Raw genomic sequence first — 25,532 nt, 5'->3', positions numbered from 1 at the left:
AGGTGTTAGCTTATCTATTAATGTACAAATATCCTGCACGATTTTTAGTACCCTGCACGTTTAATACATAATAATAAGTTCCTTCAGGAAGTTCTTCTTTTTGAGCAATAGTAACTCTACCTTCAGAAATACCTTTAAAACCTTTTTCAGTATCCTGTACTTCGTGATACTTTTCTTTTTGATAAACTAATACTCCCCATCTATTATAAATGAAAACTTCATTATCAGGATAATTTGTAAGTCCTTGTATAACAAATGTATCATTTACATTATCCCCATTAGGAGAAACAGCAGTAAAAACCTCAAGATCTCCATCCAGAATTCTATTAGATGAACCAAAAGTTAATATCACATAATCATCTGGTAAAATAACATCAGAAGTAATTTCTCCACTATTAAGGTCACCACTAACATTTGCATTACCCAGATTCACCCACTTTTCTAATTCTCTATGCCATCCTACTACTCTAAGATCAGATATTTCGTTTGCTAATGTAGGTATATTGCTATTATCGTCCCAGGTTAATGTTACGGCTGTAGGAATAGCTCCATTTAGATCCCAAAATTCAAATATGCTAACACCATACAATAATTCTTCAAAATTTTCAGTATCAAAACTTTCTGAAAAGAAATTAGGGAAATTAGGGTTTTCAAAAAAGTATGCTCCCACCGCAGTATCTATAGCAGCTTCATTTTCAATGCGCATTGCTCTTAACCTAAAATCATCTCCTATTGGGAAAGTAAAATTAAGATCTCCACTAATAGAAGAATACCCATCTACATGTCTATCATCGTTTTCTCCTATATAAGGAGCATCATTAAGATAATCAAGAGAAACATTAACTTCATCTCTCGGTGTAATCACTTTACCATTTACAAATTCCATAAAATTACTGGTACCTAATGCAACATCAAGGTATAGGAAATTCTGAACATCGATTTCCATATCAAAAAATATGGGTCTTTTTGATCCTGAAACAGTAAGGTCATCTTGACTATAGAATCCAGCAAAGCCAAAGTTTTTATCAAAGTCTCCATCATTCATTACATCTGCATGAAATCCGACCTGACCTTGATCATGAATTTGAATGTTTCCAAAATTATGAAAAGATGCCTGACTATAAGCGTGACTAAATTGTAAGAATCCAATTAGGAAAAACAATATTTTTTTGGGGGCGAATATCATTATTTTAATTATGTACGGTTTAACAGTAATTTTCTTTGTGTAAAAGTACATAAAAAATACGTGTAAAGAGTCTTACAAGTGTTAAAAAACCATGTTTATATCGTTAAAATGCGTATTTATATCGTTGAAAGGTAGTTTTTTTGTGTGTTATTGGGTTCTGTTATAATTTATAAAAAGAAACACAACCACATGCTACTCCGGTTCCTGGAGGTGAAGGTGCTCCACCAGAACCTGTAATAAATGCACTTTGAAATGCTCCTAAAGGAACTGTGCTTGTAAAGAGATAACTATACGTTCCATCACCATTATTTACAGTATTTAAAGTATGATTACCAAGATTTAGTCCTGGAATTGACGCATAGGGTACATTTTGAATCCAGATTTCATAGTTAAAAGGAGTGCCCGTAGTATTTTGAACCTGAAGTTGATATGAATTCCCGGGACCAAATTGACCATCATCAAAGAAATTAACATTCATATCCGTTGTAGGTGTTCCCGTTGGTCCACCAGTAGTAACCGGGGTAGGGGTGACGCGATATGTAATTCTTCTATTAGTAATTAAGGTACCAGTGCGTACTGGAAATGTATTTGCAAATTCTGAAGTAGTGTTTGCAATAGTAGCAGTAGCAGTTAATAAAGTGCCTAAAGGAATCGTATTACTAAGTGTAATACTGAAGTTAAACTTATTAGTGTTATCCTGGTTACCATCTGGATCATTATAAGCAGAGCTACTGCCATCACTATCATTCACACTACCTTCAACAACAGATCCTATAAAAATTTGTCCTTCTCCATAATCTTGAGAAAGTCCTAGTTGGTTGTTTCCAATAGAAGCAGTTCCTTGACTAATATCTGTTAAAAAAAGCTCTATCGTAGCTCCTGGTCTGCTCCATCCTATTATCTTTAATATTGTTCCTTGAATTGTAATAGATTCAAAAACAGGAAAATTAAGACTTCCATTAGGACCATTATCCGTATCTCCATTGTCATTTATAGTAACACCATCATTTCCTATATCAATTCCTAATGCATCAGATACTGTTCCATTAGCATATATTGAATTTTGCGATATTAGATTACCATTTGTATTTCCTCCTTCTAAGGCTATGCCAGAACCACCGTTAGTATGGATACGATTATTGGTAATTGTAGTATTATTTCCTGTTAAGTGTATACCTGAATTATTTGAGCAGTCAGTTATATCTTGCCCAGAATTAGTGATTGTATTGTCTGTAATAACAACATTTCCACTGGTATCATCTATACCAAAAGCACTTGCATTTTCGATTAGGTTATTTTGGATAGAAATTCCAGAGCCTCCAACAATAGTAATATTGTCATTACAGATGTCATCTCCATTTGTGGTGATATGGTTATTCTGAATTGCTACAGATGTACTTCCATCAATGTAAATTCCTGCGTCTGTATTATCGGCGATATAGTTACTATCTACATTTACGGTCCCTCCGTTAATTTCCACACCATAATCTTTATTTTGTGTAAATACACCTAGAGCATTTACCCCGATAAGATTTTGAAAAATTGTAGACGAACCTGACAACACCGTTATTACCGAATTATTATTAGCATATAATGCCGTATTTCTTATAGTAATGTTATTAGCATTAGTACGTAAAACATTTCCATTATTTTGGTGAATTTGAATTTCTGGTAAATCATAATTAGGTAAGGCAGTTTGGGAAACTCCTACTAATGATCCTCCAGCTCCAGTGGTTCCAGCATTAGTATTGCCGGTAAGTGCGGTTTGTGATCTGCCATCTATACTGGTGTTATCATCAGAAATAATAGTAAGATCTATGGTATTGCTGATAAAAATATCAAAATAAGATCCAGCTGTAAAACCTCCGTCAGAAGTTGGAATATTAAAAATAGATACATCTTCTCCTGCGGCTGGATCAAGTGTTCCGTTATTAGGGTGAGCGTCAATATCTAATAAAACTTCGTCTAGATTATTAGTGTTCACTATAAACTGTTCGAGAGACCCCTGTCCATTTTCATTTGTATTAACAATAGTATTAAAATTAAATCCAAAATCAAGACCTACTGCTCCTTCATTTAATATGGTTACTTCGGATATGGTCTGGGCTCCGGTTAATATGCCAGAACCAACATCTTGCCCAGCTGGATTTGCTCCTCCAACTTCATTAGTAACAGATGATAAGGTGCTAGATGTATAAGTACTTCTATATGTTTGTACAGGTATACAATTAGTGCATCCTGTTCCGCCTCCTCTGTTTGATTCTACTGTGTTGTTAACTACACGTAAACTATAGGTGCCATTCGCCATTCCACCTATACTATAGGTGCCAGTAGCATCAGTAATATCAAAATCGATCAGAGTCCCAGTATTATCGTATAATTCTACTCTGACATCTTCCACAGGTAATCCTGATGATGTAGCAAGGTCTCTTCCGACTCCTCCGGGATAATTAATGTCTTCAAAAACAGTACCCGTCATTAAATTACTGGGTACTTTTAGTAATACCGAATTAAGAATTATAAAATCGCCTTCCGTTGCTACGTTTGTAGTTGCGGTAGTTTCTCCTTGGGTAATAAGAGAAGAAATATCATATGTATCTAAATCAAAACCATATAATGATGTGTCTTCAAATGTTGGACTTGCGGTATCATCATAAATGGTAGAGTTAAAAACATTTGCTAGTGTAGGAGAATTATTACCATCGCCTGTTAAGTTAGTGGTTCCAGAACCAGTTGTTACAGATATTATTTCACCTCCGGTACGCAATCGATCACCTTCCCAAGATAATACTGAAGTTTTTGACCCTGAGGAACCAATAGCAAAAAAACCATCCAATGTATAGCTGGTAGAGCTTGGAGAACCTATAGTTCCTATTTGAGAATCAAACCCATTATACATGTTGATACTTACAGCTGGTAATGTTGGATTGGTATAATAGATATATAATGACCAACCTCCAAAAACTACAGATCCACAATAGGTTGAGCTATTATCAATTACAAGATCAGTAAAATCGTACGCATTAGTAGAAGGATCTGCAATACCTTGAATAATAGTGGTAACATCGCTTACCATACCATAATAAAAACCGCCACTGGTAGAATTGACCACATCTGCGGTCACAGATTGACCTTCAAAAGTAACAACATCATCCGCTGCTCGTCCCGAGTGCCCCCAGATAAGATAGGCTTTTTCTATGGTGGATCCCGCAAGTATGGGAGTAGTAAGTGTATTAGTAGATGAAGTTGTAATAGCACAAGGATCAACATTTTCATCGGCTGTTCTTAAAGTCCCTGCAGTTAATGCATAATCATAGTATCCATTAAAATTATCAAATAAGGTAAGCGGTACATCATCATCAACAGGCGTGTCACCAGGAGTGTCAATAATAGTTGCTGTTCCTCTAACGGTACCTATACTTGGATCACTAACATTACTTAAGGTAAGGTAAAAGGTTTCATCATTTTCTTCAAAATTATTATTAATAATGGGTACGGTAACTAATTGAGGTACACCAGGAACTGACGTAGAAAAAACAAGTGAACCAGCAACAGTAGTATAATCGGATGCCGCATATGCAGTATTATCTGCTGTAGTGTAATCGACCGTAAAGGTACCTAATGTAGCTGGTCCATTATAAGTTACTTGAAATGTAGCGGTTCCATCAGTTTCATTGACAGTAATATTGTTTGCTACAACAAAACTGGAATAACATCCTATTGTGGCTTCCCAATTTCCGGTAACACTTACATCAGATGAAAATACAAAGGTTAAACATCCCGAGCCATCTGTAGAAGTTATTAATCCTGGAATGTTACTATTATCAAAAACGCCTAACGAATTAGCAGTTCCATTATCGTTAAAAATTTCTAGACCATCAAAACCAGTCTCCACATTAAAAGTTGTAAAATCAACGGAAATAGAATTTCCCGGAGTATCAGGACAAATCGTATAGGTAAACGATTCATTGTTACCATAGTTTCCAGCAAGTCCTCCTGAATCTAAAAAAGTACCACTACAAGTATTTACAGTACCATTGGTAATAATAAATCCATCATTGTCATTAATAGTACCTATTCCCTGAGTATCAATAATTGTAACTGACCCATCACTTGGATTACTTAAATTCACTTCAAACGACTCTGCAGTTTCTATTAATGTGTCATCTACTATAGGTATAGAAATAGTTTGTGTACTTAAACTAGTTCCTGAAAATGTAATTGTGGTTGTGGGAGTACCAGTAAATGCAGTGTAATCTGCCGGAGCATTTGCAGAAATATCTGAGGTAGTAAATTCAATAGTAAAACTACCAGAAGCAGTGCCACCGGTATGCGATACTGTAAAATCTATAGTTCCAGCATCTTCATTTTCAGTAACATCATCTATAGAGATTTCTGGATTGGATGGCAATAAAGTTCCCTCGAATTGTACATCATTGATAAATATAGTCTCATTGTTATTCCAACCTCCACTTCCGCTCAGTAGTCGTATAGCAGAATTAACAGAGATTTGATCAGCTGTCAATGTATGACTTAACGAACCGGTTCCTCCTCCAGTAGTAAGAACAGTGTTCCATGAACTTGTATTGTTATTCCACAACTGTATAGCAATTGTTTCGTTTCCATTCGTTCTGTTGTAATCTAATGTTAATATTACATCAGAGTAAGGTGATAAATCGATAGCTCTACTAATATTTCGGGCACTTATATTTGTTCCACCTCCTTGTTGTCTAAATCTTAATTGATTGTTGTTGATTCTAATCTTACCTCCGTTTGCATTAGTACCTTCTCCACTTTCTACCCAGCTTGTAGGCCAGTTTGTTATTCCACTACTATTCGCGTAATTAGCCCCACCATTAAAATTGTCCTGATAGATATCCTGACCAAAAATTGTGCTAAATGGCAAGAGGACTATTAATGGTATAATTAATAATTGACTTCTTATACTAGTAATCAATATCATATTAATAAAGGTCTTAGAGAATTACTTAACAACAAAAACTACATTAATCAAAGTATTATAATCCACCGGTTGTCCTACTATAGTATATGTCATAACGCCTGTAGTACCATTAATACTAATTGCTCCAAAAACAGAAGGATCAGCAAAGGTAACATAATAGTATAAGTCAGTAACTCCGTATACAGGGATAGGTGGTGCCGTAACTCCTCCATCAACTGATGATGCTACAGGACTGCTAAATTGTGCTGTATATTGATCATAGAGATTTATTGTAAATGTACCGTTTGTAGAGGCATCTACTTCAATCGAAGGAGGATAAAATACTCTGGCCGCCTTAGATGTTATAGGTGCTATTGCTTGTACAACTTCTTCTACCGTCGTTTCTAATGTTGGAGATGCAACACCTCCTTCATCTACGTCTACATCAGTTACTAAAGGTACTTCTTGAGCATTTTGATCATCTGTTCCAAAAGTAGATGGATCAACTTCTACAACATCGCCGTCTGTTTCTACTCCTAAAATCCTAAAAGGACTATTATTTAAAAAGGTATCAGATCCATACTGCGAGAATTCAATTTGATTGTTGTTCTGTAACGAAAGTGTCTTAGTAAGCGTGGCAGTAGTAGCTTCATTACCTCCGGAATAGAAGTCTAGTCCTCCAACAGAGCTACCTGCACCTAAAGCGATAGCTGCATCATAAAATGTACCTGAATTTTGGAAACCGATCCCAATTTCGTTGTTATTATTAGTTCTTTGTAAAGTAAGAGTAGATCGACTATCTGCTCCAGAATCAAAATTCATAAGGAAGCTTCCCATAGTCATAGTACGTTCACCTGTTAAAGTTCCGTCTGTATTATAAATAGTATCATCAGGTACAGTAACTGTTCCTCCTCCATCAGACAGGGTAATGTCATGATCGTTGATACTTAATGTTTGTGGTATTCCAACTCCAGTAGCTCCTTGCGCACCAGTTGGACCTTGTGCACCGGTTTCACCTTGTATTCCAGTAGTTCCTTGCGCACCAGTTGCACCCTGTGCTCCAGTTTCGCCTTGTATTCCTGTTGTTCCTTGCGCACCAGTTGGACCCTGTATTCCAGTTGCTCCTTGTGCTCCGGTTTCACCCTGTGCACCGGTTTCACCTTGTATTCCAGTTGCTCCTTGCGCACCTGTTGCACCCTGTGCACCGGTTTCACCTTGCGCTCCAGTTGCTCCTTGCGCACCAGTTGCTCCTTGCGAACCAGTTGCGCCCTGTGCTCCGGTTTCACCTTGTATTCCTGTAGCTCCTTGCGCACCAGTTTCACCTTGTGCTCCAGTTGCTCCTTGAGCTCCGGTTTCACCTTGTATTCCAGTAGCTCCTTGCGCACCAGTTGCACCTTGTATTCCTGTTGTTCCTTGTGCACCGGTTTCACCTTGTATTCCAGTTGCTCCTTGAGCTCCGGTTTCACCTTGTATTCCAGTAGCTCCTTGCGCACCAGTTGCACCTTGTATTCCTGTTGTTCCTTGTGCTCCAGTTGGACCTTGTATTCCAGTTGCTCCTTGTGCTCCAGTTGGACCTTGTGCACCGGTTGGACCTTGTATTCCAGTTGCTCCTTGAGCTCCGGTTTCACCTTGTATTCCTGTTGTTCCTTGTGCTCCGGTTTCGCCTTGCGCACCAGTTGCGCCCTGTGCTCCGGTTTCACCTTGTATTCCTGTTGTTCCTTGTGCTCCAGTTGGACCTTGTATTCCAGTAGCTCCTTGCGCTCCGGTTTCACCTTGTACTCCTGTTGTTCCTTGTGCTCCAGTTGGACCTTGTATTCCTGTAGCTCCTTGTGCACCGGTTGCACCCTGTGCTCCGGTTTCACCTTGTATTCCAGTAGTTCCTTGTGCTCCAGTAGCTCCTTGCGCACCTGTTGCACCCTGTGCTCCAGTTTCGCCTTGCGTACCAGTTGGACCCTGCGCTCCGGTTTCACCTTGTATTCCGGTTGCTCCTTGCGCACCAGTTGGACCCTGCGCTCCGGTTTCACCTTGTATTCCTGTTGTTCCTTGTGCTCCAGTTGGACCTTGTATTCCTGTTGCTCCTTGCGCACCAGTTGTTCCTTGTGCTCCGGTTGGACCTTGTATTCCTGTTGTTCCTTGCGCACCAGTCGCACCCTGTGCACCGGTTTCACCTTGTATTCCAGTTGCTCCTTGCGCTCCAGTAGTTCCCTGTGCTCCGGTTTCACCTTGTATTCCAGTAGTTCCTTGCGCACCAGTTGGACCCTGCGCTCCGGTTTCACCTTGTATTCCTGTTGTTCCTTGTGCTCCGGTTTCACCTTGTATTCCGGTTGCTCCTTGAGCACCAGTTGGACCCTGCGCTCCGGTTTCGCCTTGTATTCCAATAGTTCCTTGTGCTCCGGTTGGACCTTGTATTCCTGTTGCACCTTGCGCACCTGTTGCACCCTGCGCTCCGGTTTCACCTTGTATTCCAGTAGTTCCTTGCGCACCAGTTGGACCTTGTGCTCCGGTTTCACCTTGTATTCCAGTAGTTCCTTGCGCACCTGTTGCACCCTGTGCTCCAGTTTCACCTTGTATTCCTGTTGTTCCTTGTGCTCCAGTTGGACCTTGCGCACCAGTTGCTCCTTGAGCTCCAGTTTCACCTTGTATTCCTGTTGTTCCTTGTGCTCCAGTTGCTCCTTGTGCTCCAGTTGGACCTTGTATTCCAGTTGCTCCTTGCGCGCCTGTTGCTCCTTGTGCTCCAGTTGGACCTTGTATTCCAGTTGCTCCTTGCGCACCAGTTGGACCTTGTGCTCCGGTTTCACCTTGTATTCCTGTTGCTCCTTGTGCTCCAGTTGGACCTTGTATTCCTGTTGCTCCTTGTGCACCGGTTGCACCCTGTGCTCCGGTTTCACCTTGTATTCCAGTAGTTCCTTGTGCTCCGGTTTCACCTTGTGCTCCAGTAGCTCCTTGCGCACCGGTTTCACCTTGTATTCCAGTAGCTCCTTGCGCACCGGTTTCACCTTGTACTCCTGTTGTTCCTTGTGCTCCAGTTGGACCTTGTATTCCTGTAGCTCCAGTTGCTCCTTGAGCTCCGGTTTCGCCTTGTATTCCAGTAGCACCTTGCGCACCAGTTGCTCCTTGAGCTCCGGTTTCGCCTTGTATTCCAGTAGTTCCTTGCGCACCAGTTGCACCCTGTGCTCCGGTTTCACCTTGTATTCCAGTTGCTCCTTGCGCACCAGTTGCGCCCTGTGCTCCGGTTTCACCTTGTATTCCAGTTGCTCCTTGCGCACCAGTTGCGCCCTGTGCTCCGGTTTCACCTTGTATTCCTGTTGTTCCTTGTGCTCCAGTAGCTCCTTGCGCACCTGTTGCTCCTTGTGCTCCGGTTTCACCTTGTATTCCAGTTGCTCCTTGCGCACCTGTTGCACCCTGTGCTCCTTGTGCTCCAGTTGGACCTTGTATTCCAGTTGCTCCTTGCGCACCTGTTGCACCCTGTGCTCCAGTTTCGCCTTGTATTCCTGTTGTTCCTTGTGCTCCGGTTTCACCTTGTGCTCCAGTAGCTCCTTGCGCACCAGTTGCGCCCTGTGCTCCGGTTTCACCTTGTATTCCTGTTGTTCCTTGCGCACCAGTTGGACCCTGCTCTCCGGTTTCACCTTGTATTCCGGTTGCTCCTTGCGCACCAGTTGGACCCTGCGCTCCGGTTTCACCTTGTATTCCAGTTGCTCCTTGCGCACCTGTTGCACCCTGTGCACCGGTTTCACCTTGTATTCCTGTTGCTCCTTGCGCACCTGTTGCACCCTGTGCACCGGTTTCACCTTGTATTCCAGTAGCTCCTTGTGCACCAGTAGTTCCTTGTGCTCCGGTTTCACCTTGCGCACCAGTTGCACCCTGTGCTCCAGTTGCACCTTGTATTCCAGTTGCTCCTTGCTCACCAGTTGCACCAGTTGGACCTTGTGCTCCAGTTGGACCTTGTATTCCAGTTGGACCCTGCGCTCCTGTTTCACCTTGTGCTCCGGTTTCACCTTGTATTCCTGTTGTTCCTTGCGCACCAGTTGGACCTTGTGCTCCGGTTTCACCTTGTATTCCAGTTGTTCCTTGTGCTCCAGTTGGACCTTGTGCTCCAGTTGCTCCTTGCGCACCGGTTTGACCTTGTGCTCCGGTTTCACCTTGTATTCCTGTTGTTCCTTGTGCTCCAGTTGGACCTTGTATTCCAGTTTCACCTTGTATTCCTGTTGTTCCTTGCGCACCAGTAGTTCCCTGTGCTCCGGTTTCACCTTGTATTCCAGTAGTTCCTTGCGCACCAGTTGCACCTTGTATTCCAGTTGGACCTTGTATTCCTGTTGTTCCTTGTGCTCCGGTTTCACCTTGTATTCCTGTTGCTCCTTGCGCACCAGTTGCACCTTGTATTCCAGTAGCTCCTTGCGCACCAGTTGCTCCTTGAGCTCCGGTTTCACCTTGTACTCCGGTTTCGCCTTGTATTCCAGTTGCACCTTGTACTCCTGTTGTTCCTTGTGCTCCTGTTGTTCCTTGTGCTCCTGTTGTTCCTTGTGCTCCAGTTGGACCTTTTATTCCTGTTGTTCCTTGTGCTCCAGTTGGACCTTGTATTCCAGTTGCACCTTGCGCACCTGTTGCACCCTGTGCTCCGGTTTCGCCTTGTATTCCTGTTGCTCCTTGCGCACCAGTTTCACCTTGTATTCCAGTAGCTCCTTGCGCACCAGTTGCACCTTGTATTCCTGTTGTTCCTTGTGCTCCAGTTGGACCCTGTGCTCCAGTTGTTCCTTGTGCTCCAGTTGGACCTTGTATTCCAGTTGCACCTTGCGCACCTGTTGCACCCTGTGCTCCGGTTTCGCCTTGTATTCCTGTTGCTCCTTGCGCACCAGTTTCACCTTGTATTCCTGTTGTTCCTTGTGCTCCGGTTTCACCTTGTGCTCCAGTTGCACCTTGCGCACCAGTTTCACCTTGTGCTCCAGTTGCACCTTGCGCACCAGTTGCTCCTTGTGCTCCGGTTTCACCTTGTATTCCTGTTGTTCCTTGTGCTCCTTGTGCTCCAGTTGGACCCTGCGCTCCGGTTTCACCTTGTATTCCTGTTGTTCCTTGTGCTCCAGTTGGACCTTGTATTCCAGTTGTTCCTTGTGCTCCAGTTGGACCTTGCGCTCCGGTTTCGCCTTGTATTCCAGTAGTTCCTTGCGCACCAGTTGGACCTTGTGCTCCGGTTTCACCTTGTATTCCTGTAGCTCCTTGCGCACCAGTTTCACCCTGTGCACCAGTTTCACCTTGTATTCCAGTAGTTCCTTGCGCACCAGTTGGACCTTGTGCACCGGTTTCACCTTGTATTCCAGTAGCTCCTTGAGCTCCAGTTTCACCTTGCGCACCTGTTGCTCCTTGTGCTCCGGTTTCACCTTGTATTCCAGTTGCTCCTTGCGCACCTGTTGCTCCTTGTGCTCCAGTTGGACCTTGTATTCCAGTAGCTCCTTGCGCACCAGTTGCTCCTTGCGCACCAGTTTCACCCTGTGCACCAGTTTCACCTTGTATTCCAGTTGCTCCTTGTGCACCGGTGGCACCCTGTGCTCCGGTTTCACCTTGTATTCCAGTAGTTCCTTGCGCACCAGTTGCTCCTTGTGCTCCAGTTGAACCTTGTGCTCCGGTTTCACCTTGTATTCCAGTTGCTCCTTGTGCACCGGTGGCACCCTGTGCTCCGGTTTCACCTTGTATTCCAGTAGTTCCTTGCGCACCTGTTGCACCCTGTGCTCCGGTTTCACCTTGTATTCCTGTTGTTCCTTGTGCTCCAGTAGCTCCTTGCGCACCGGTGGCACCCTGTGCTCCGGTTTCACCTTGTATTCCTGTTCTTCCTTGTGCTCCAGTTGGACCTTGTATTCCTGTAGCTCCTTGTGCACCGGTGGCACCCTGTGCTCCGGTTTCACCTTGTATTCCAGTTGCTCCTTGTGCTCCAGTTGGACCTTGTATTCCAGTTGCTCCTTGCGCGCCTGTTGCACCCTGTGCTCCGGTTTCACCTTGTATTCCAGTTGCGCCCTGTGCTCCGGTTTCGCCTTGTATTCCTGTTGTTCCTTGTGCTCCGGTTTCACCTTGCGCACCAGTTGGACCTTGAGCTCCGGTTTCACCTTGTATTCCTGTTGTTCCTTGTGCTCCAGTAGCTCCTTGCGCACCAGTTGCGCCCTGTGCTCCGGTTTCACCTTGTATTCCAGTTGCTCCTTGCGCACCAGTTGCTCCTTGAGCTCCGGTTTCGCCTTGTATTCCAGTAGCTCCTTGCGCACCAGTTGCACCCTGTGCTCCAGTTGCTCCTTGTGCTCCAGTTGAACCTTGTATTCCTGTAGCTCCTTGTGCTCCAGTTGCTCCTTGAGCTCCGGTTTCGCCTTGTATTCCAGAAGCACCTTGCGCACCAGTTTCACCTTGTGCTCCGGTTTCACCTTGTATTCCTGTTGCTCCTTGCGCACCAGTTGGACCCTGTGCACCAGTTGCTCCTGTTGCACCAACGGTACCTATTAGTGTTGTAGAACCATCTTCTGCTGTATAGGTAAATGTTCCATTCCCATTATCTATAAGTGTTGAAATCGTTTCATTTACACTACCACCTCCATTAGATAGAGTGATTGTGTTTCCAATTTGAGATAATGTCTGAATCTCATTTGACGGATCTGAATCCAGATCGTTTATAAGAGAAGTAAGATCTATAGGAGTCCCGCCATTTTCTAGTGTGAGAAAATTTGTAATAGGGTCAAAAGATAACTGTTGATTATCATTACCGCTACAAAGATCCGTCCAACTGTTATTATTGTATTGAAAAATACAATTGGCGTCTGTATTATAAATTAAAGCTCCATTTAGTGGGGTCATAGCATTCATCTGAACTGTGGTAATACGAGTTAGCACAAATGCTTTGTCTATACTTTCTAATTCTAATATAGAGGAGTTGTCAATTTGATTCGGGTTGTCACCTATCTTTACCTGGGCTTGTAAAGCAGTTATTGAAGAAAGTATGAATATAAATAAAAGTAATTTTATTTTCATATTTTGTAGGATGTTTCCTGACGAAAGGGTTTTATATCTTTCTAGTTGGGGTTAAACAGTAATTACTGAAATTTAAGTGAATACACTTATCATAGTATTCAAAAATAGTTCAATTGCTAATATATTAATAATATCTTAACTACAAAAATATGTAAATTATTCGACAAAGTACTTGTTTTTTCGATAAAATGCTTAAAATATCTTTTTGTATAATTTATTAATAACTTGTTGATTATGTGAATTACATTAGATTTTGGTACAAAAAAAAGTGGTTTTTATTTTTATTTCTAGATAAATCTAATACATTTGTTCCTGCAAAAGCGGGAGTAGCTCAGTTGGTAGAGCGTCAGCCTTCCAAGCTGAATGTCGCCAGTTCGAACCTGGTCTCCCGCTCAAAAGCTTCATCACTAAGATGAAGCTTTTTTTATTTAATGTTGAAAGTTTAGTTGAATTTTTCTCTAAAAATGGTTTTTTGAATAAAAAATTAGATACAGTATTAAAATAAATATGCTTTTTTAGATAGATATTTAAGATTTAAATAAAAATGTTTTGTAATATGTACATTAGTTTGTTAATTTTTTAGTCTTTTAAATTTATGAATAGCAGAAGTTTTACAAATGTGATTAGGTATTTTATGGATGAATGGTTACCGCCTGCCATAAGAGACTCTAAGTTTTTCATGTATCCTTTTTATTACTATGCGTATAAGGGAAAGAATATTAAAACAGTCATGAATCTAAAATCAACTATTTATAAGTGGAAAGAGCAAGAATTTTCTGATTTTTATACAAATAGAGACACACGTTTTTCTAATAGCAGGGTTACTGATATGTCTAAACAATGTATGGATTATGTATTCGATAACATTATTTCCTCTAACAATACATTTATAGACGTTGGTTGTGGTAATGGATTTTTGTTGGAATATGCTAGTAAAAAAGGTTTTCAGACTACAGGGTGTGATATTATTGGAGGTAAGAGTTTTGATCACAGTGATTATTATCAAGCTAATATTGAAAACCTACCTTTCAAGGATAATTCTTTTGATGTTGTTATGGCGACTCATACTTTAGAGCATGTTATTGATTTTGAAAAGGCGGTTAAGGAACTTAAACGTATAACAAGAAAAACATTATGTGTTGTGGTACCTTGTCAACGGGCGTATTATTATACATTGGACGAGCATGTTCGGTTTTTTCCATACAAATGGATGTTAGAGCAGGAAATGAAAATGAAATTTTATAGTTGTGAAAAAATTCATGGAGATTTGGTTTTTATAGGTGATATGCAAAAAGAAAAAATGATTTAAAATAGTCTAATAGCTTTATTAAAAAAGTTATTAGGGATTACTTTTGTTAAAATAGTCAACTTATTGAAACGTCTTAGTTTTTGGATAAAGTTTTTTGGTTTAATCCTTTTTTCTATTCTTATTTATAAGATAGGATGGGAGAGTACCTTGCAATCAATACAAAAAGTTCCTTTTGTTCATATTCTGATATCAGTACTTATTTTATGGATAGCCTTTTATTTAAAAAGTAGTAGATGGAGAATTATTTCTAGATCTTATGATATACCTTTAGGAAGGTATCAAGCCTTTAAAATATTTTTTATAGGACTTTTTTTGGCTAATATAACTCCAGGTAAATTAGGTGATTTTGGACGATTACTTTATATCAAAGATAAAGTGCCTAATCAAAAAATAGGTTTAGCAAGTCTTTTAATGGATCGTGTTTTTGATTTAATATGTCTCCTCTTGTTTAGTTTATTTGCTTTTTTGTATTATCAGGTTGTTTTTGAGATTTTAAAGTTTCCAACCAATTATAATACAATCTTTATTTGGATATTAGGATTAGTATTGCTTCTATTTTCATTTTTCTTATTTAGAAAAAAAATAATAAATATAATAAAGCCTTGGTTTATAGCATTTAATTCACATGATTTAGGGGTGTGTAAAAGCATAAAAGCATTCACAATTACCTGTATGAGTATGATTTTGATGTATGGTGTGCTTAACTATTTAGCTTGGGTTATGAGATTAGAAATAAGTCATATAGGTTTGTTTTTAGGAGCTTTTATAATAGGGATACTGACCCTTTTACCGATTACGATTTTGGGAATTGGAGTACGAGAAACGTCACTTGTTCTTATTTTTCAATTGTATAATCTTCCCTCAGAAGATGCTATTGCATTATCATTAATTGTATTTTTTGTGCAACTTATTTCTTTTATTCCCGGAGCTATTTGGTTTTACCTTTCTCCCATACGATTAGAAGATCTTAAATCCATGAGATAAAGATTTAATAGAGGACTATTTTAAAATAGCGTTGTGATTATTTTGCAAGTCTTTCATTATCCTGAATATCCATCCACATTGCAAATAGAAGTGATTGAAATCCGGAGATTGTCAAGAAAATAAAAATGATTAAGTAATCTGTTGGAGTTTTAGAATTTGGCGTAAAAAAGTTGATAATTAGTTCATATAAAAAATAGATGTTGATGCTGCCTATAATAAAAGCAGACCAGTATAACAGATAAAGCGGATGAAAGCTTCTGTATAAATACTTTGTTTGTAATCTATTGAAAAAACAACGAATCAACAAAAATAGTATTGGTAAAGAAACCTTTATAATATTTAACTTGGATTTTTCTCCAACACCATATATTGGTTTTATTTTAACTTCTCTTATTGTACAAAATGCGATGTTTAGTTTTACCAATAAGTCATTAGGCATCCCATATCTTTTATAAATATCATATAGGGGTACAGAATTTAGTGCATTATTAGAAATCGCTGTATACCCGCTCTGAGTATCAGAGACACCCCAATAGCCTGATGCTATTTTTGTAAGTATACTTAAGATTGAGTTTCCTAAAAAACGCACTCGCGGTATAATTACCCAGGCACTTTTGTGGATCAATCGATTCCCTTTTACATAGTCGATACCTTCTTCTACTACAGGTCTGCATATTGAATCAAGTTCTGCAGGATCCATTTGCCCGTCACCTGCCATAACCGCGGTACAATCTATATTATAATCTTTACACCATTTATAGCCTGTTGCAATTGCTGCACCAACCCCACCATTTTCTAAATGTTTGATCATTATAATTCTATCCTGACTGGCATCTTTGTTTATAACTTCTGATGGAGTGAATTTTTTGATTTCATCAATGCTTTTTTGTCGAACCTCGATATCTGCTCGATTATATATATTTGGAATAATTTTCTGATCAAAAGCAGATGTTAATTTCAAAGGAGATGTGTTTTCTCCTAAATAATTCATAACTGCTCCTGTGGTGTCATCTTTAGAAGCATCATCTACCACTACAATGCGATCGACATATGATGGCATACTATCTAATACCATACTGATTTGTAGCGCTTCATTATAACAAGGTACAACTACTGCTATTGTTTTATTATTGAGCATGTAAATGTTTTTTTATAAGCTTAATTATTTTTTGATATTATCTGTTGCCCATTTCAAGTTGTTACGGGCTAGTTGATAATCAGGATTTATTTCTAAAGCTTTTTCACAAGCTTTGGCACCTAATTCCCATTCTCTTAATTGATTATATGCTGCACACATATTATTAAACGCAACAGAAGAAGTAGGATGTGATTTTAATAATTTCTTACTAGTATTAATCACCATTTGATATTCTTTATTTTGATAATATTTTAAACTCAAATTAAGTAATATATCTAAACTAGGCTCATTTTTAGCTTTTTCTTCTAAATCTTTTATTTCTTTTTCTGAATTCACTAGCAAATTTGAAATGTTAGCTAAAAGTTGCTTTGATTGTATGTGATTAGGACTGTTTTTTAATGCTTTTTTTAAATGTTTTTCTGCTTCCTGATATTTTTTTTGTTTAGAAAGATATCTCCCATAATAATATTCGGGAGATGGAGAATTCGAATTTAAATTTATAGCGGATTTAAAATATTCTTCCGCTTTTGAGTGGTTTTGAGTTGCTCCATATAAAATTGCTAAATTAATATGTAACGTGTAGTAATTTGGAGCAAACTCTAATGCTCTGTTGAAGTAGTCTAAAGCTGTATCATAATTTCCTTTAGCCATATGTGTTAATCCATAATTCATGAGCCCTCTTCCATTCTTCGGACTTTTTACAACAACATCCAGCCATAAAGAGTCTTCGGAGTTCCATGTTTTATTTCTTTGAATAGTGCCATATGCGTGTCCTATAAGCAAAAGAGCCGATAGTATGATAATATTAGTTTTCTGGCTTTTACTTTTATTAATGATTCTGGTTTCTTTTAATAAGAGAGAAATACCCCATGGAACCGCTATAAATAAACCAATAAAAGGAAAGAACATACGGTGATCATTTGCTATTTGAAATAGAGGGTTCAATGTGGTGGGTAATAAGGCAATAAAGAACCAGGCAATTCCAAAAGCTATAGGTCTTAATTTTTCTTTCAACGCAGATTTTACCATTAAAAATAACATCCCTAAAATTATTAAAAGACCAGAAATTATTTTTAGGTCGTACCACGGCTTTATAATGGCGATATCCGGATCTGCGCTTAGATTTATAGGAAGAATGAAGTTTCCTAAATAATGCATAATCACATACCATTGTGTGCTGATATATTCGAATCGTGTTACTGTAAAGTTAGTAGAGTCTGTAGTCTTAGGGGTCAGATAATACTGATTAAAAATGAATAGAAAAGACGCAATAATCATTGCTGGTGCCACTTTTTTTACCACGTGGATTATTTTCTTTTTAGTATCTGTTTTATAATTGGTTATGAGGGAGTGTTCTTCAAAAAGTAGGATGTAAATTACTAGTATCGGTACAAACATGACCCCAGTTTGTTTAGTCCAAATACCTATAACCATGGTGATAATATATAAATGCCATTTTTTTCCGAAAGGATGAATATACAGTAATAAGGATGACACAATACATAGTGTAGAAAAAGAGTCGGATCTGGCACAGATATAATTTATGGTTTCTGCATTCGCAGTATGGAGTGCGAACCAAGCTGTAGCAAAAAGTGCTGTCATTCCTATCCAGTTATATTCTGGAAGTGATAATCTATACAGATGCTTGCTTAGTATATATACTAGTACGATAAGCACTAAAAACCAAAAAAATATGTGATAATGATAGTAATAAGGGTTTAAATCTCCGGCAATAGCATAGTCAATCGCATTCATAAAAGTGATCATAGGGCGGTATGCTCTATTTGCAGGTAATGAACTAAAAGTATCTGCATTTGTAAAAAAACTGATCCAGTTATCTAAACTTCTTATGGATTCATTTTGAGTAATGGTATGAACGTCATCAAAGAAGAATGGATTGTCAAAATGGTTAAGGTATACCAAGCTTGTAACTACTAATATTGCGATTAGTATTTTGAGTTCTAATTTTTGGGAAGTAAATTTAGTTAGCATGTATCTTTTAAAAAAATTCTGGTATATACAAGATCTCTTATTACAAAGGCTTACATTAAATCATCTTTTTTACCAAAAAAATATTGAATAAATATACTAGTTTTATGTTGTTTTTAGTAATGTGAGTGATAAATTTTTTGTGCGTAAAAAGAATGCTTACTTCTATAAATCTTGTTTTTTAATTTTGGAAGCGTTTACTTAAAAATATTAATTTTCTTTTTTTGATTTAAAATTCTAAAAGCATTACAAATGAAAACTAATAAGAAAGAGTCATAAATCGAGATGAATTACTTTATATTTGGGAATCAAGGGTCTTGTTTTTTTAGTACGCATAAGAAAGATCTGATTAAAGAAAAAAAAGTGAATATTTGTAATTTTATAGAATCAATTAGAATTAAAAACAATTTTTTTTAAATGCCCAATACGAAACAGACATATGTGTCTATAGTTGTATCCTTATTTAATGAAATTGAAGGGGTACATCATTTCTGGAACTCTCTGAAAGAAGTCTTGAATAAGGAGAAGCATGTACATTTTGAACTTATTTGGGTTAATGATGGCAGCACTGATGGAACTCAGGAAGTTATTGATCAAATACGTAAAGAATCTGTTTTTGATAACGTAGATATGGTATCTATCGAGTTTTCTAAAAACTTTGGTCACGAATCGGCTATGATAGCGGGTATAGATCATGCGTCTGGTAATGCAATTATTTGTATAGATTCTGATGGGCAGCACCCTCCAGAAGAAATACCTAAAATGATAACATTGTATAATGAAGGAAATGATATTGTATTGATGCAACGATTGCTTAGAGAAGATAATAGCTTTTTAAAGCAAAAATTTTCTGCCTTTTTTTATCGAATGATTAATGCATTGTCAGCAATAAAATTTGAAGAAAATTCAACGGATTTCTTTTTGATTTCTAAACAGATAAAAGGGATACTTAAGTCTAATTTTCGTGATCAAAGTCGATTTATAAGAGGGTTTATACAATCAGTAGGTTTTTCAAAAAAAATAATAACATTTACCGCACCAGCAAGATTATATGGTGAAAGTCATTATTCATACTTAAGCCTTCTTAAGTTATCTATTAATGCCATCTTTTCGTTTTCGAATAAACCATTAAGGATTAGTATATTCTTGTCAATTCTATTTGTATTATTTACTACAGGTATGATTGGATATACAACTTATACTTATTTATACGGAAGCGAGGCACCTTCCGGCTACAACACGATTATAATTTTTATGTCTGCTTCTTTTTCTATTTTATTTATAACATTATCTATTTTGTCACTCTATTTTGAGAAAATTATACAGGAAATAAGGAAAAGACCTATTTATATCATTAAACAAAAGAATGATTAGTATGCATAAAATAATCAAGTTAGTTCATAAGTTTGATGTTTTTTTACAAAGTAAGAAAGGGTTAGGTCTCATAGTAGTGCTTGTTATTTTGTCAAGTTTAGGACGTTATGTGTCTTCTGATTCTGATCCTTATCAGCCTAAACAGACACGACTTGATGCTTCTGGTTTTTCACATAACAGAGCTTATAAATTTGCTTATTTCTACTATTATACTGGTGATTTTCCTTTAGCTACTATACATAATGATCTCACTTATTCAAAGGAAGGAGCAATCAATGAAATTAACAATAGAGGTAAGGATTTGATTATGGAATATACGCATTGGTCCAGGTTAGGAGAAAGTGCCAGAATTCTAGCATATCTTCCTAACGCATATCTAAAAGGTTCACCAGAAAACCCGTCAATTCGTCTATTTAATGTGTTAATTTTTACCATTAGTTTATTGGTTCTTTATTTTGGATTTTGGAATATAAAGAAGCCTTTGTTCGGGTTTGTTTTATTAGTTTTAATTAGTTGCACTCCCTTTTTTCTATATGAAATATACTCCAGGGAGAATATATTTGCGCTTATGGCATCAGCGTTTTTTATAATACTGGGGTTAAACGTGCAAGTTTTATTTCTGCCAACATTAAATTATTTTAAAACTATTTTTATAGCTGCTTTTTCAGGAGGTATATTAGGTTTCTTTAGTGAATTCAGAAATGAGATTTCTATAGTTATTGTGTCTTTACTCTTACTTTATATACTGTCAAAAACCATAAAAATAGTTCCAAAAATTGTATTGATACTTACCATTATATTTTTCTTCAATTCTAGCAAAAAATATATTAGAAATCACTTCGCTATGAAGTTTGAAAAAACAAGTCATTTAGTTAGTTCCCATAAAGGACATGTATATTCTGGAGCAAAAATCAGCGGACATAATTTTTGGCATCCCATGTTTTGCGGATTGGGAGATTTTGATACTAAATATGGATATGAATGGAATGATCTAAAAGCATACCAATATGCGATACCAATTTTGAATAAAAAATATGGTATGAATATAAAATATTCTGGACGGTATCATACTGATGATTATTATGACGAAGCTGGATTATATTATAAAAAACCTGAAGAATTGCCTAATTATGAGGTGATAATGAAGGAAAAAGTGTTATCTGATATTAAAAATGACCCGGTGTGGTATATGGAAATTCTATGTAAAAGAGTTATAAGAACAATGACCAGAACAATTCCAGTGCCCTACCTGGGTTGGTTATTATTTCCATTAGCTTATTTTCTAATCCGAAGAAAATATTGGGATTGGATTAAATTAATTGTAGTTTCTCTTCCTCTATCTGCTACTTCTATTATTGTGCATTCAGGAAAAGGGAGTACTTATAATTCTTTATTTGTTTATTTTGTTTTGACGATTATAGTTATTCAGGCTTATCAATATTTTAAGGTTAAAAATAATAAGAGTAACAAGGAGGTAATAACTTAGTTTTTATATTCAAATATAGATTTATAATGAAAATTAAAAAATAGAGTACCCCGTTAATGTTGTTAATTTTTCTAATGCTAGCATTCCTAATTCTGAATTTCCTTTAGGATTTAGCGGAGGGCTCCATACTGTAACAGCATATTGTCCAGGGTGAATGGCTGCAATACCTCCACCTACGCCACTTTTGCCGGGTAATCCGACTTTAAAACTAAATTCTCCTGCCTCATCATAGAATCCACAAGTTTGCATAATCGCATTGATACGCTTTGTTTTTTCGGGAGATATAATTTCTATGTTATCTAAGGTTTTACCTCTATTTGCATAGATCATAAAAGCTGTAGCGAGTTCTTTACAAGACATTTCGATTGCACATTGATATATGTAGAAATCAAGGACTTCCTCCAGATCATTATGAATATTATCAAAAGATTTCATCAAATTAAGTAAAGAAGCATTACGATAACTCCATTTTTTCTCAGAAGCATATACTTTCTTATTGAAATTTATCGTCTTATCGCCAGTAATAGTGTGTATAAGAGTTAGAAAATCTTCTTTTGGTTTATCCAGATGAGAAATCAGTAAATCTGAAATAACCAATGCTCCGGCATTAATAAATGGGTTTCTGGGTCTCCCATTTTCATGTTCTAATTGAACAAGAGAATTGAATGGATCTCCCGAAGGTTCAAAATCCACACGTTTGAAAAAATCATTGTAATCTAATTTTGACAGCGTGAGAGTTAATGCAAAAACTTTAGAAATACTTTGAATTGAAAACCGTTCCTGATGATCTCCTACACTATAATGTCCGGCATTATTGCAATACAAATGCATTCCAAATTTTTTAGGATCAATAGATTCTAATTCTGGGATATAGGTGGCTACTTTTCCTGTATTATTTACACTTAATAAAGTAGTCTGAATTTTATTTAATATAGTTTGATAATCCATCTTGTCTTGTTAAATTAGTTTAGCTAAAGAGCTACCTGTGGCCATTTCATAAGGTTTTTTACCTTTTTCAAAAATTCTTGCTTGAAGCCCTCCTCTTAGAAATATATTCGTACCGTCTACTCTTAACCAGCTCCCTTCACGTAAGCCCACAACAGAGGGAGAATTTAATGTATGGAATTCTTTTATTCTTGTTTCCCGGGTTTCTCCTTTATGTTTAGAATCTGGATCAGGGTCAATATAGTGTGGATTGATATTAAAGGGTACAATTCCTAATGTTTTGAAACTAGAAGGGTATACAATAGGCATATCATTAGTGGTCTGCATCGTAAGACCGCATATATTACTGCCAGCGCTTGTTCCTAAATATGGAATACCAGCTTTTATCTTGTCTTTAAGTGGTTCTATCAATTGGTTACGATGTAATTGATCAACTAAAACAAAGGTGTTTCCTCCTCCGGTAAAAATACCTTCTGCTTTGCTAATTGCCTCTTGAGCATTAGAAAATGAATGCAGACCAACTACTTTTTTATTACTCTTCTTAAAAATATTATGTATGTATGCGGTGTATTCATCATGGGATATTCCTCCAGGACGTGCATATGGAATGAATAAAATTTCATTACAATTAATAAAGAGCTTGTCAAGAGCTTCTTTGAGATATGCTAAGGGCTCGTCTCCATAAATAGTAGAAGTACTTGCTATAATACAATTTGGCATAATTTTTTTAGGTAAAGTTAGTTTAACGTTTTCTTATATAAAAATCTTCAAAGCATATTGAAAAAATATAGTACCTTAATAGGGTATAATAGCACCTTGTGTTATATCTCAGGCTTTATAATTAGTAAGTGAAAAATTGATATTTATGTATAACCTATTTTTAATGATTTTACTATGAAAATGAAATTATCGTTAGTTTTTATTTGTTTCATTACAACTTTTTCTTTTGCGCAAATTACTTCTAGAATTCCTATAGAAGGTAAAATTAGTGCTCCTGTGGGAGATGTTGTAGAAGGTGTTGTAGTGTATAATCGTAGTACGAATAAGGGTACTATTACTGATCAAAATGGAATATTTAATATTCATGTCGGTATTAATGATAAAATAGAGGTAGTATCCATGCAATATCAAAAATTTACAGTATTAGTTAATAAAGGTATTATAGATTCTAAAAAACTAACTATTTTTTTAAATGAATCAGTGAATTTATTAGAAGAGGTTGTTGTTACCCCCTACGATCTTTTAGGTAATGTCTCAGTTGATGTTAAGAAGATTAATATAGTCAAAGGTGGATTGGAAGAAGTTGAACTGTTAACAAAATCAAGAATTAATGACGCTAGTTATGACTGGACGCCCGATCAATTTTCTAACGTACATAATAACGCAATCGGAGTTCAGGATAGAGGTATGATAAATGGTGTTAATTTTGTAAACCTTTTCAAAGCAGTTTTAGAGAATAAAAATTCAAAGAATAATGCTGGTACAATTGCGAATGTTGATGAGAAAGTGCGTAAGATGTATGATGATCAGTTTTTTAGAAAAAATCTGGATTTAGAAATGAATCAAATTAATGATTTTATATTTTTTGCAGAAGATAATGGATTAGATACATCATATTTACAGGAAGGTAAAGAACTGGATCTAATTGAGTTTCTGGTTTCTCAAAGTAAATTGTATAAAGAGCGTAAATAAACATATAAATACGTAACAATCTTTTTGTAAAATCGTCTTTGATTAAAAAGACGATTCATATATCCTTATCTTAAATTTAATTAGAGATATTATGTTTTTTGGTCTTAAAAATGAGTAATTAATAATGATCAAAAGTATAGTATCACTCTTATTGTTATGTTGTTTTCAAATATATGGTCAATCAGATAGGCTAAAAGGAAAAATTATAGCAGATTCATTAGAAGGATTTGCGATTAATATTGTGAATTTTACTCAAAAGACAGGGACTACAAATGATGACAATGGGTATTTTGAAATACCAGCTGCGATTCATGATTCTATTATTTTTTCATCCGTTCAATATGAAGTAATTTCTATCATTGTGTCTGAAAATGATATGAATGCTACCGACTTCACCATTAGATTAACTCCTGTTGTTCGTATGTTAGATGAAGTAGAAGTAAGTACAACCAATCTTTCGGGCAATGTAGATAAAGATACCAAAACTATAGAAGTTTTGCCCTATGTAAGTAATCAGACCCTTGGGCTTCCTTTTAAGGACCGTAAACAACCCACTCAAATCGAAAGGAAAATTTATACAGCTAGATCTGGTGTTATTGATTTGCCTATCAATTATCTAAATGGAACCTTAAAACGATTAAAGCGTCTCAAAGCTTTAGAAGACTTAGATCTATTAATTGACAAAGGGACTACAACATTTAATACCGCTTTTTTTGTTGATTCTATTGGTGTTCCAGAGGATTTAATCACAGATTTCATGTATTATTGTGCCGAAGATGAATATTTTAAAGATTTACTAAAAAATTCTAAAAAGCTATCTCTTTTAGAGTTTTTTAAACAGAAATCTAAAGATTATAAGCTGTTAAAAGAGATCGATTAACAATCGTTTTTGAGAAAAATAAAGTTTAGTGGTGTAGTATCTTTTACTCCTAAAACAGTACATTTACGTGCTTTTTTAATTAAAATTCATGAAAAAAATAGTTTTTATTCTTGGTGTTATATTTTTAACGATTAGTTCTTTTACTACTACACATAAGTTTTATGTAAGTGTTACCCAAATAGATTATAATGAAGAGCAGAAGTCGTTACAGATTATATCAAGAATTTTTGTTGATGATTTTGAGGCTACGCTTCAAGATCGTTATGATAGTTCTATAAAGTTATCTTCAGAAAACCCAAATGATAAAATAGATGGATATATAGAAAAATATCTTCAACAGAAAATTTCAATTTCTGTAAATGGAAAACCAGTGGTTTTTGAATACATAGGGAAAGAATATGATAATGATTTAATATTGTGTTATCTAGAGGTTGAAGGTGTTCAGGATCTTGAAACTATTGAGGTTTCTAATACCGTACTTATGGATGCTTTTAATGAACAACAAAACATCGTCCACGTAAAAAAAGGTACACAGCGTAAGAGTCTTATGCTAGAAAATGAAATAAGTCAAGGCATGTTAAAGTTTAGTGAATAAATTACTAAGCTTT

Annotated in this window: 16 protein-coding genes and 1 tRNA gene; 8 read left to right on the top strand and 9 right to left on the bottom strand. The window is 36.7% G+C overall.

The genetic code is table 11. The features are described 5' to 3' along the window. Positions 1–10: 10 nt before the first annotated feature. From ABD816_RS02335 to ABD816_RS02315, 5 genes are all read right to left on the bottom strand, one after another. Complete coding sequence (locus ABD816_RS02335; protein ID WP_344924358.1) at positions 11–1,186, bottom strand: T9SS type B sorting domain-containing protein; 1,176 nt, start codon at positions 1,184–1,186, stop codon at positions 11–13. Between the two features lie 160 nt (positions 1,187–1,346). Further along, positions 1,347–6,149: a beta strand repeat-containing protein gene (locus ABD816_RS02330; RefSeq protein ID WP_344924356.1), complete on the bottom strand. Its 4,803-nt coding sequence runs from the start codon at positions 6,147–6,149 to the stop codon at positions 1,347–1,349. 21 nt (positions 6,150–6,170) lie between these two features. Next, complete coding sequence (locus tag ABD816_RS02325) at positions 6,171–6,965, bottom strand: hypothetical protein (protein ID WP_344924355.1); 795 nt, start codon at positions 6,963–6,965, stop codon at positions 6,171–6,173. Positions 6,966–7,075: 110 nt separating this feature from the next. Further along, the gene (locus ABD816_RS02320) at positions 7,076–10,591 is read right to left on the bottom strand and encodes a hypothetical protein (RefSeq protein WP_344924354.1); all 3,516 of its coding nucleotides are present in this window, start codon (positions 10,589–10,591) and stop codon (positions 7,076–7,078) included. A gap of 75 nt (positions 10,592–10,666) precedes the next feature. Continuing rightward, positions 10,667–12,589, bottom strand: coding sequence for a hypothetical protein (locus ABD816_RS02315; protein WP_344924352.1), 1,923 nt, complete (start codon positions 12,587–12,589; stop codon positions 10,667–10,669). 858 nt (positions 12,590–13,447) lie between these two features. Here ABD816_RS02315 and ABD816_RS02310 point away from each other — a divergent pair. From ABD816_RS02310 to ABD816_RS02300, 3 genes are all read left to right on the top strand, one after another. After that, a tRNA-Gly gene (locus ABD816_RS02310) sits at positions 13,448–13,520 on the top strand. Positions 13,521–13,722: 202 nt separating this feature from the next. Next, positions 13,723–14,436: a class I SAM-dependent methyltransferase gene (locus ABD816_RS02305; protein ID WP_344924350.1), complete on the top strand. Its 714-nt coding sequence runs from the start codon at positions 13,723–13,725 to the stop codon at positions 14,434–14,436. A gap of 63 nt (positions 14,437–14,499) precedes the next feature. Continuing rightward, on the top strand, positions 14,500–15,420 hold the full coding sequence (locus ABD816_RS02300) for a lysylphosphatidylglycerol synthase transmembrane domain-containing protein (protein ID WP_344924349.1): 921 nt from the start codon (positions 14,500–14,502) through the stop codon (positions 15,418–15,420). A gap of 37 nt (positions 15,421–15,457) precedes the next feature. Here the strand turns inward: ABD816_RS02300 and ABD816_RS02295 are convergent, their stop codons facing one another. Together ABD816_RS02295 and ABD816_RS02290 are read right to left on the bottom strand one after the other, a co-directional pair. Then, a complete protein-coding gene (locus ABD816_RS02295) occupies positions 15,458–16,558 on the bottom strand; it encodes a glycosyltransferase family 2 protein (protein WP_344924347.1) in 1,101 nt (366 codons plus the stop codon). Between the two features lie 24 nt (positions 16,559–16,582). Further along, entirely contained in the window at positions 16,583–18,550 is a 1,968-nt protein-coding gene (locus ABD816_RS02290) for a tetratricopeptide repeat protein (RefSeq protein ID WP_344924346.1), read from the bottom strand. A gap of 414 nt (positions 18,551–18,964) precedes the next feature. Between ABD816_RS02290 and ABD816_RS02285 the strand changes: the two genes are divergently transcribed. Both ABD816_RS02285 and ABD816_RS02280 read left to right on the top strand, forming a co-directional pair. Beyond that, entirely contained in the window at positions 18,965–19,921 is a 957-nt protein-coding gene (locus tag ABD816_RS02285; protein ID WP_344924344.1) for a glycosyltransferase family 2 protein, read from the top strand. A gap of 1 nt (position 19,922) precedes the next feature. Further along, on the top strand, positions 19,923–21,407 hold the full coding sequence (locus tag ABD816_RS02280) for a hypothetical protein (RefSeq protein ID WP_344924343.1): 1,485 nt from the start codon (positions 19,923–19,925) through the stop codon (positions 21,405–21,407). A 33-nt stretch (positions 21,408–21,440) separates the two neighbouring features. Here the strand turns inward: ABD816_RS02280 and ABD816_RS02275 are convergent, their stop codons facing one another. Beyond that, positions 21,441–22,355, bottom strand: a complete 915-nt coding sequence (locus ABD816_RS02275; protein ID WP_344924341.1) for a glutaminase — start codon at positions 22,353–22,355, stop codon at positions 21,441–21,443. A 9-nt stretch (positions 22,356–22,364) separates the two neighbouring features. Continuing rightward, the gene (pepE, locus tag ABD816_RS02270) at positions 22,365–23,072 is read right to left on the bottom strand and encodes a dipeptidase PepE (protein ID WP_344924339.1); all 708 of its coding nucleotides are present in this window, start codon (positions 23,070–23,072) and stop codon (positions 22,365–22,367) included. A 174-nt stretch (positions 23,073–23,246) separates the two neighbouring features. Here pepE and ABD816_RS02265 point away from each other — a divergent pair, with 174 nt between their 5' ends. From ABD816_RS02265 to ABD816_RS02255, 3 genes are all read left to right on the top strand, one after another. Beyond that, on the top strand, positions 23,247–24,044 hold the full coding sequence (locus ABD816_RS02265) for a carboxypeptidase-like regulatory domain-containing protein (RefSeq protein ID WP_344924338.1): 798 nt from the start codon (positions 23,247–23,249) through the stop codon (positions 24,042–24,044). A 124-nt stretch (positions 24,045–24,168) separates the two neighbouring features. Continuing rightward, positions 24,169–24,924 carry a peptidase associated/transthyretin-like domain-containing protein gene (locus tag ABD816_RS02260; RefSeq protein ID WP_344924337.1) on the top strand — a complete coding sequence of 252 codons (756 nt, stop codon included), beginning with the start codon at positions 24,169–24,171 and terminating at the stop codon, positions 24,922–24,924. Between the two features lie 88 nt (positions 24,925–25,012). Beyond that, positions 25,013–25,519: a DUF6702 family protein gene (locus ABD816_RS02255; RefSeq protein ID WP_344924336.1), complete on the top strand. Its 507-nt coding sequence runs from the start codon at positions 25,013–25,015 to the stop codon at positions 25,517–25,519. The last annotated feature ends 13 nt before the right edge of the window (positions 25,520–25,532 follow it).

This window comes from Aquimarina addita (genome assembly GCF_039539305.1).
Classification (GTDB): domain Bacteria; phylum Bacteroidota; class Bacteroidia; order Flavobacteriales; family Flavobacteriaceae; genus Aquimarina; species Aquimarina addita.
Note: the sequence above shows the minus strand (reverse complement) of the source record. Positions and strands in the feature narration are given on the sequence as shown.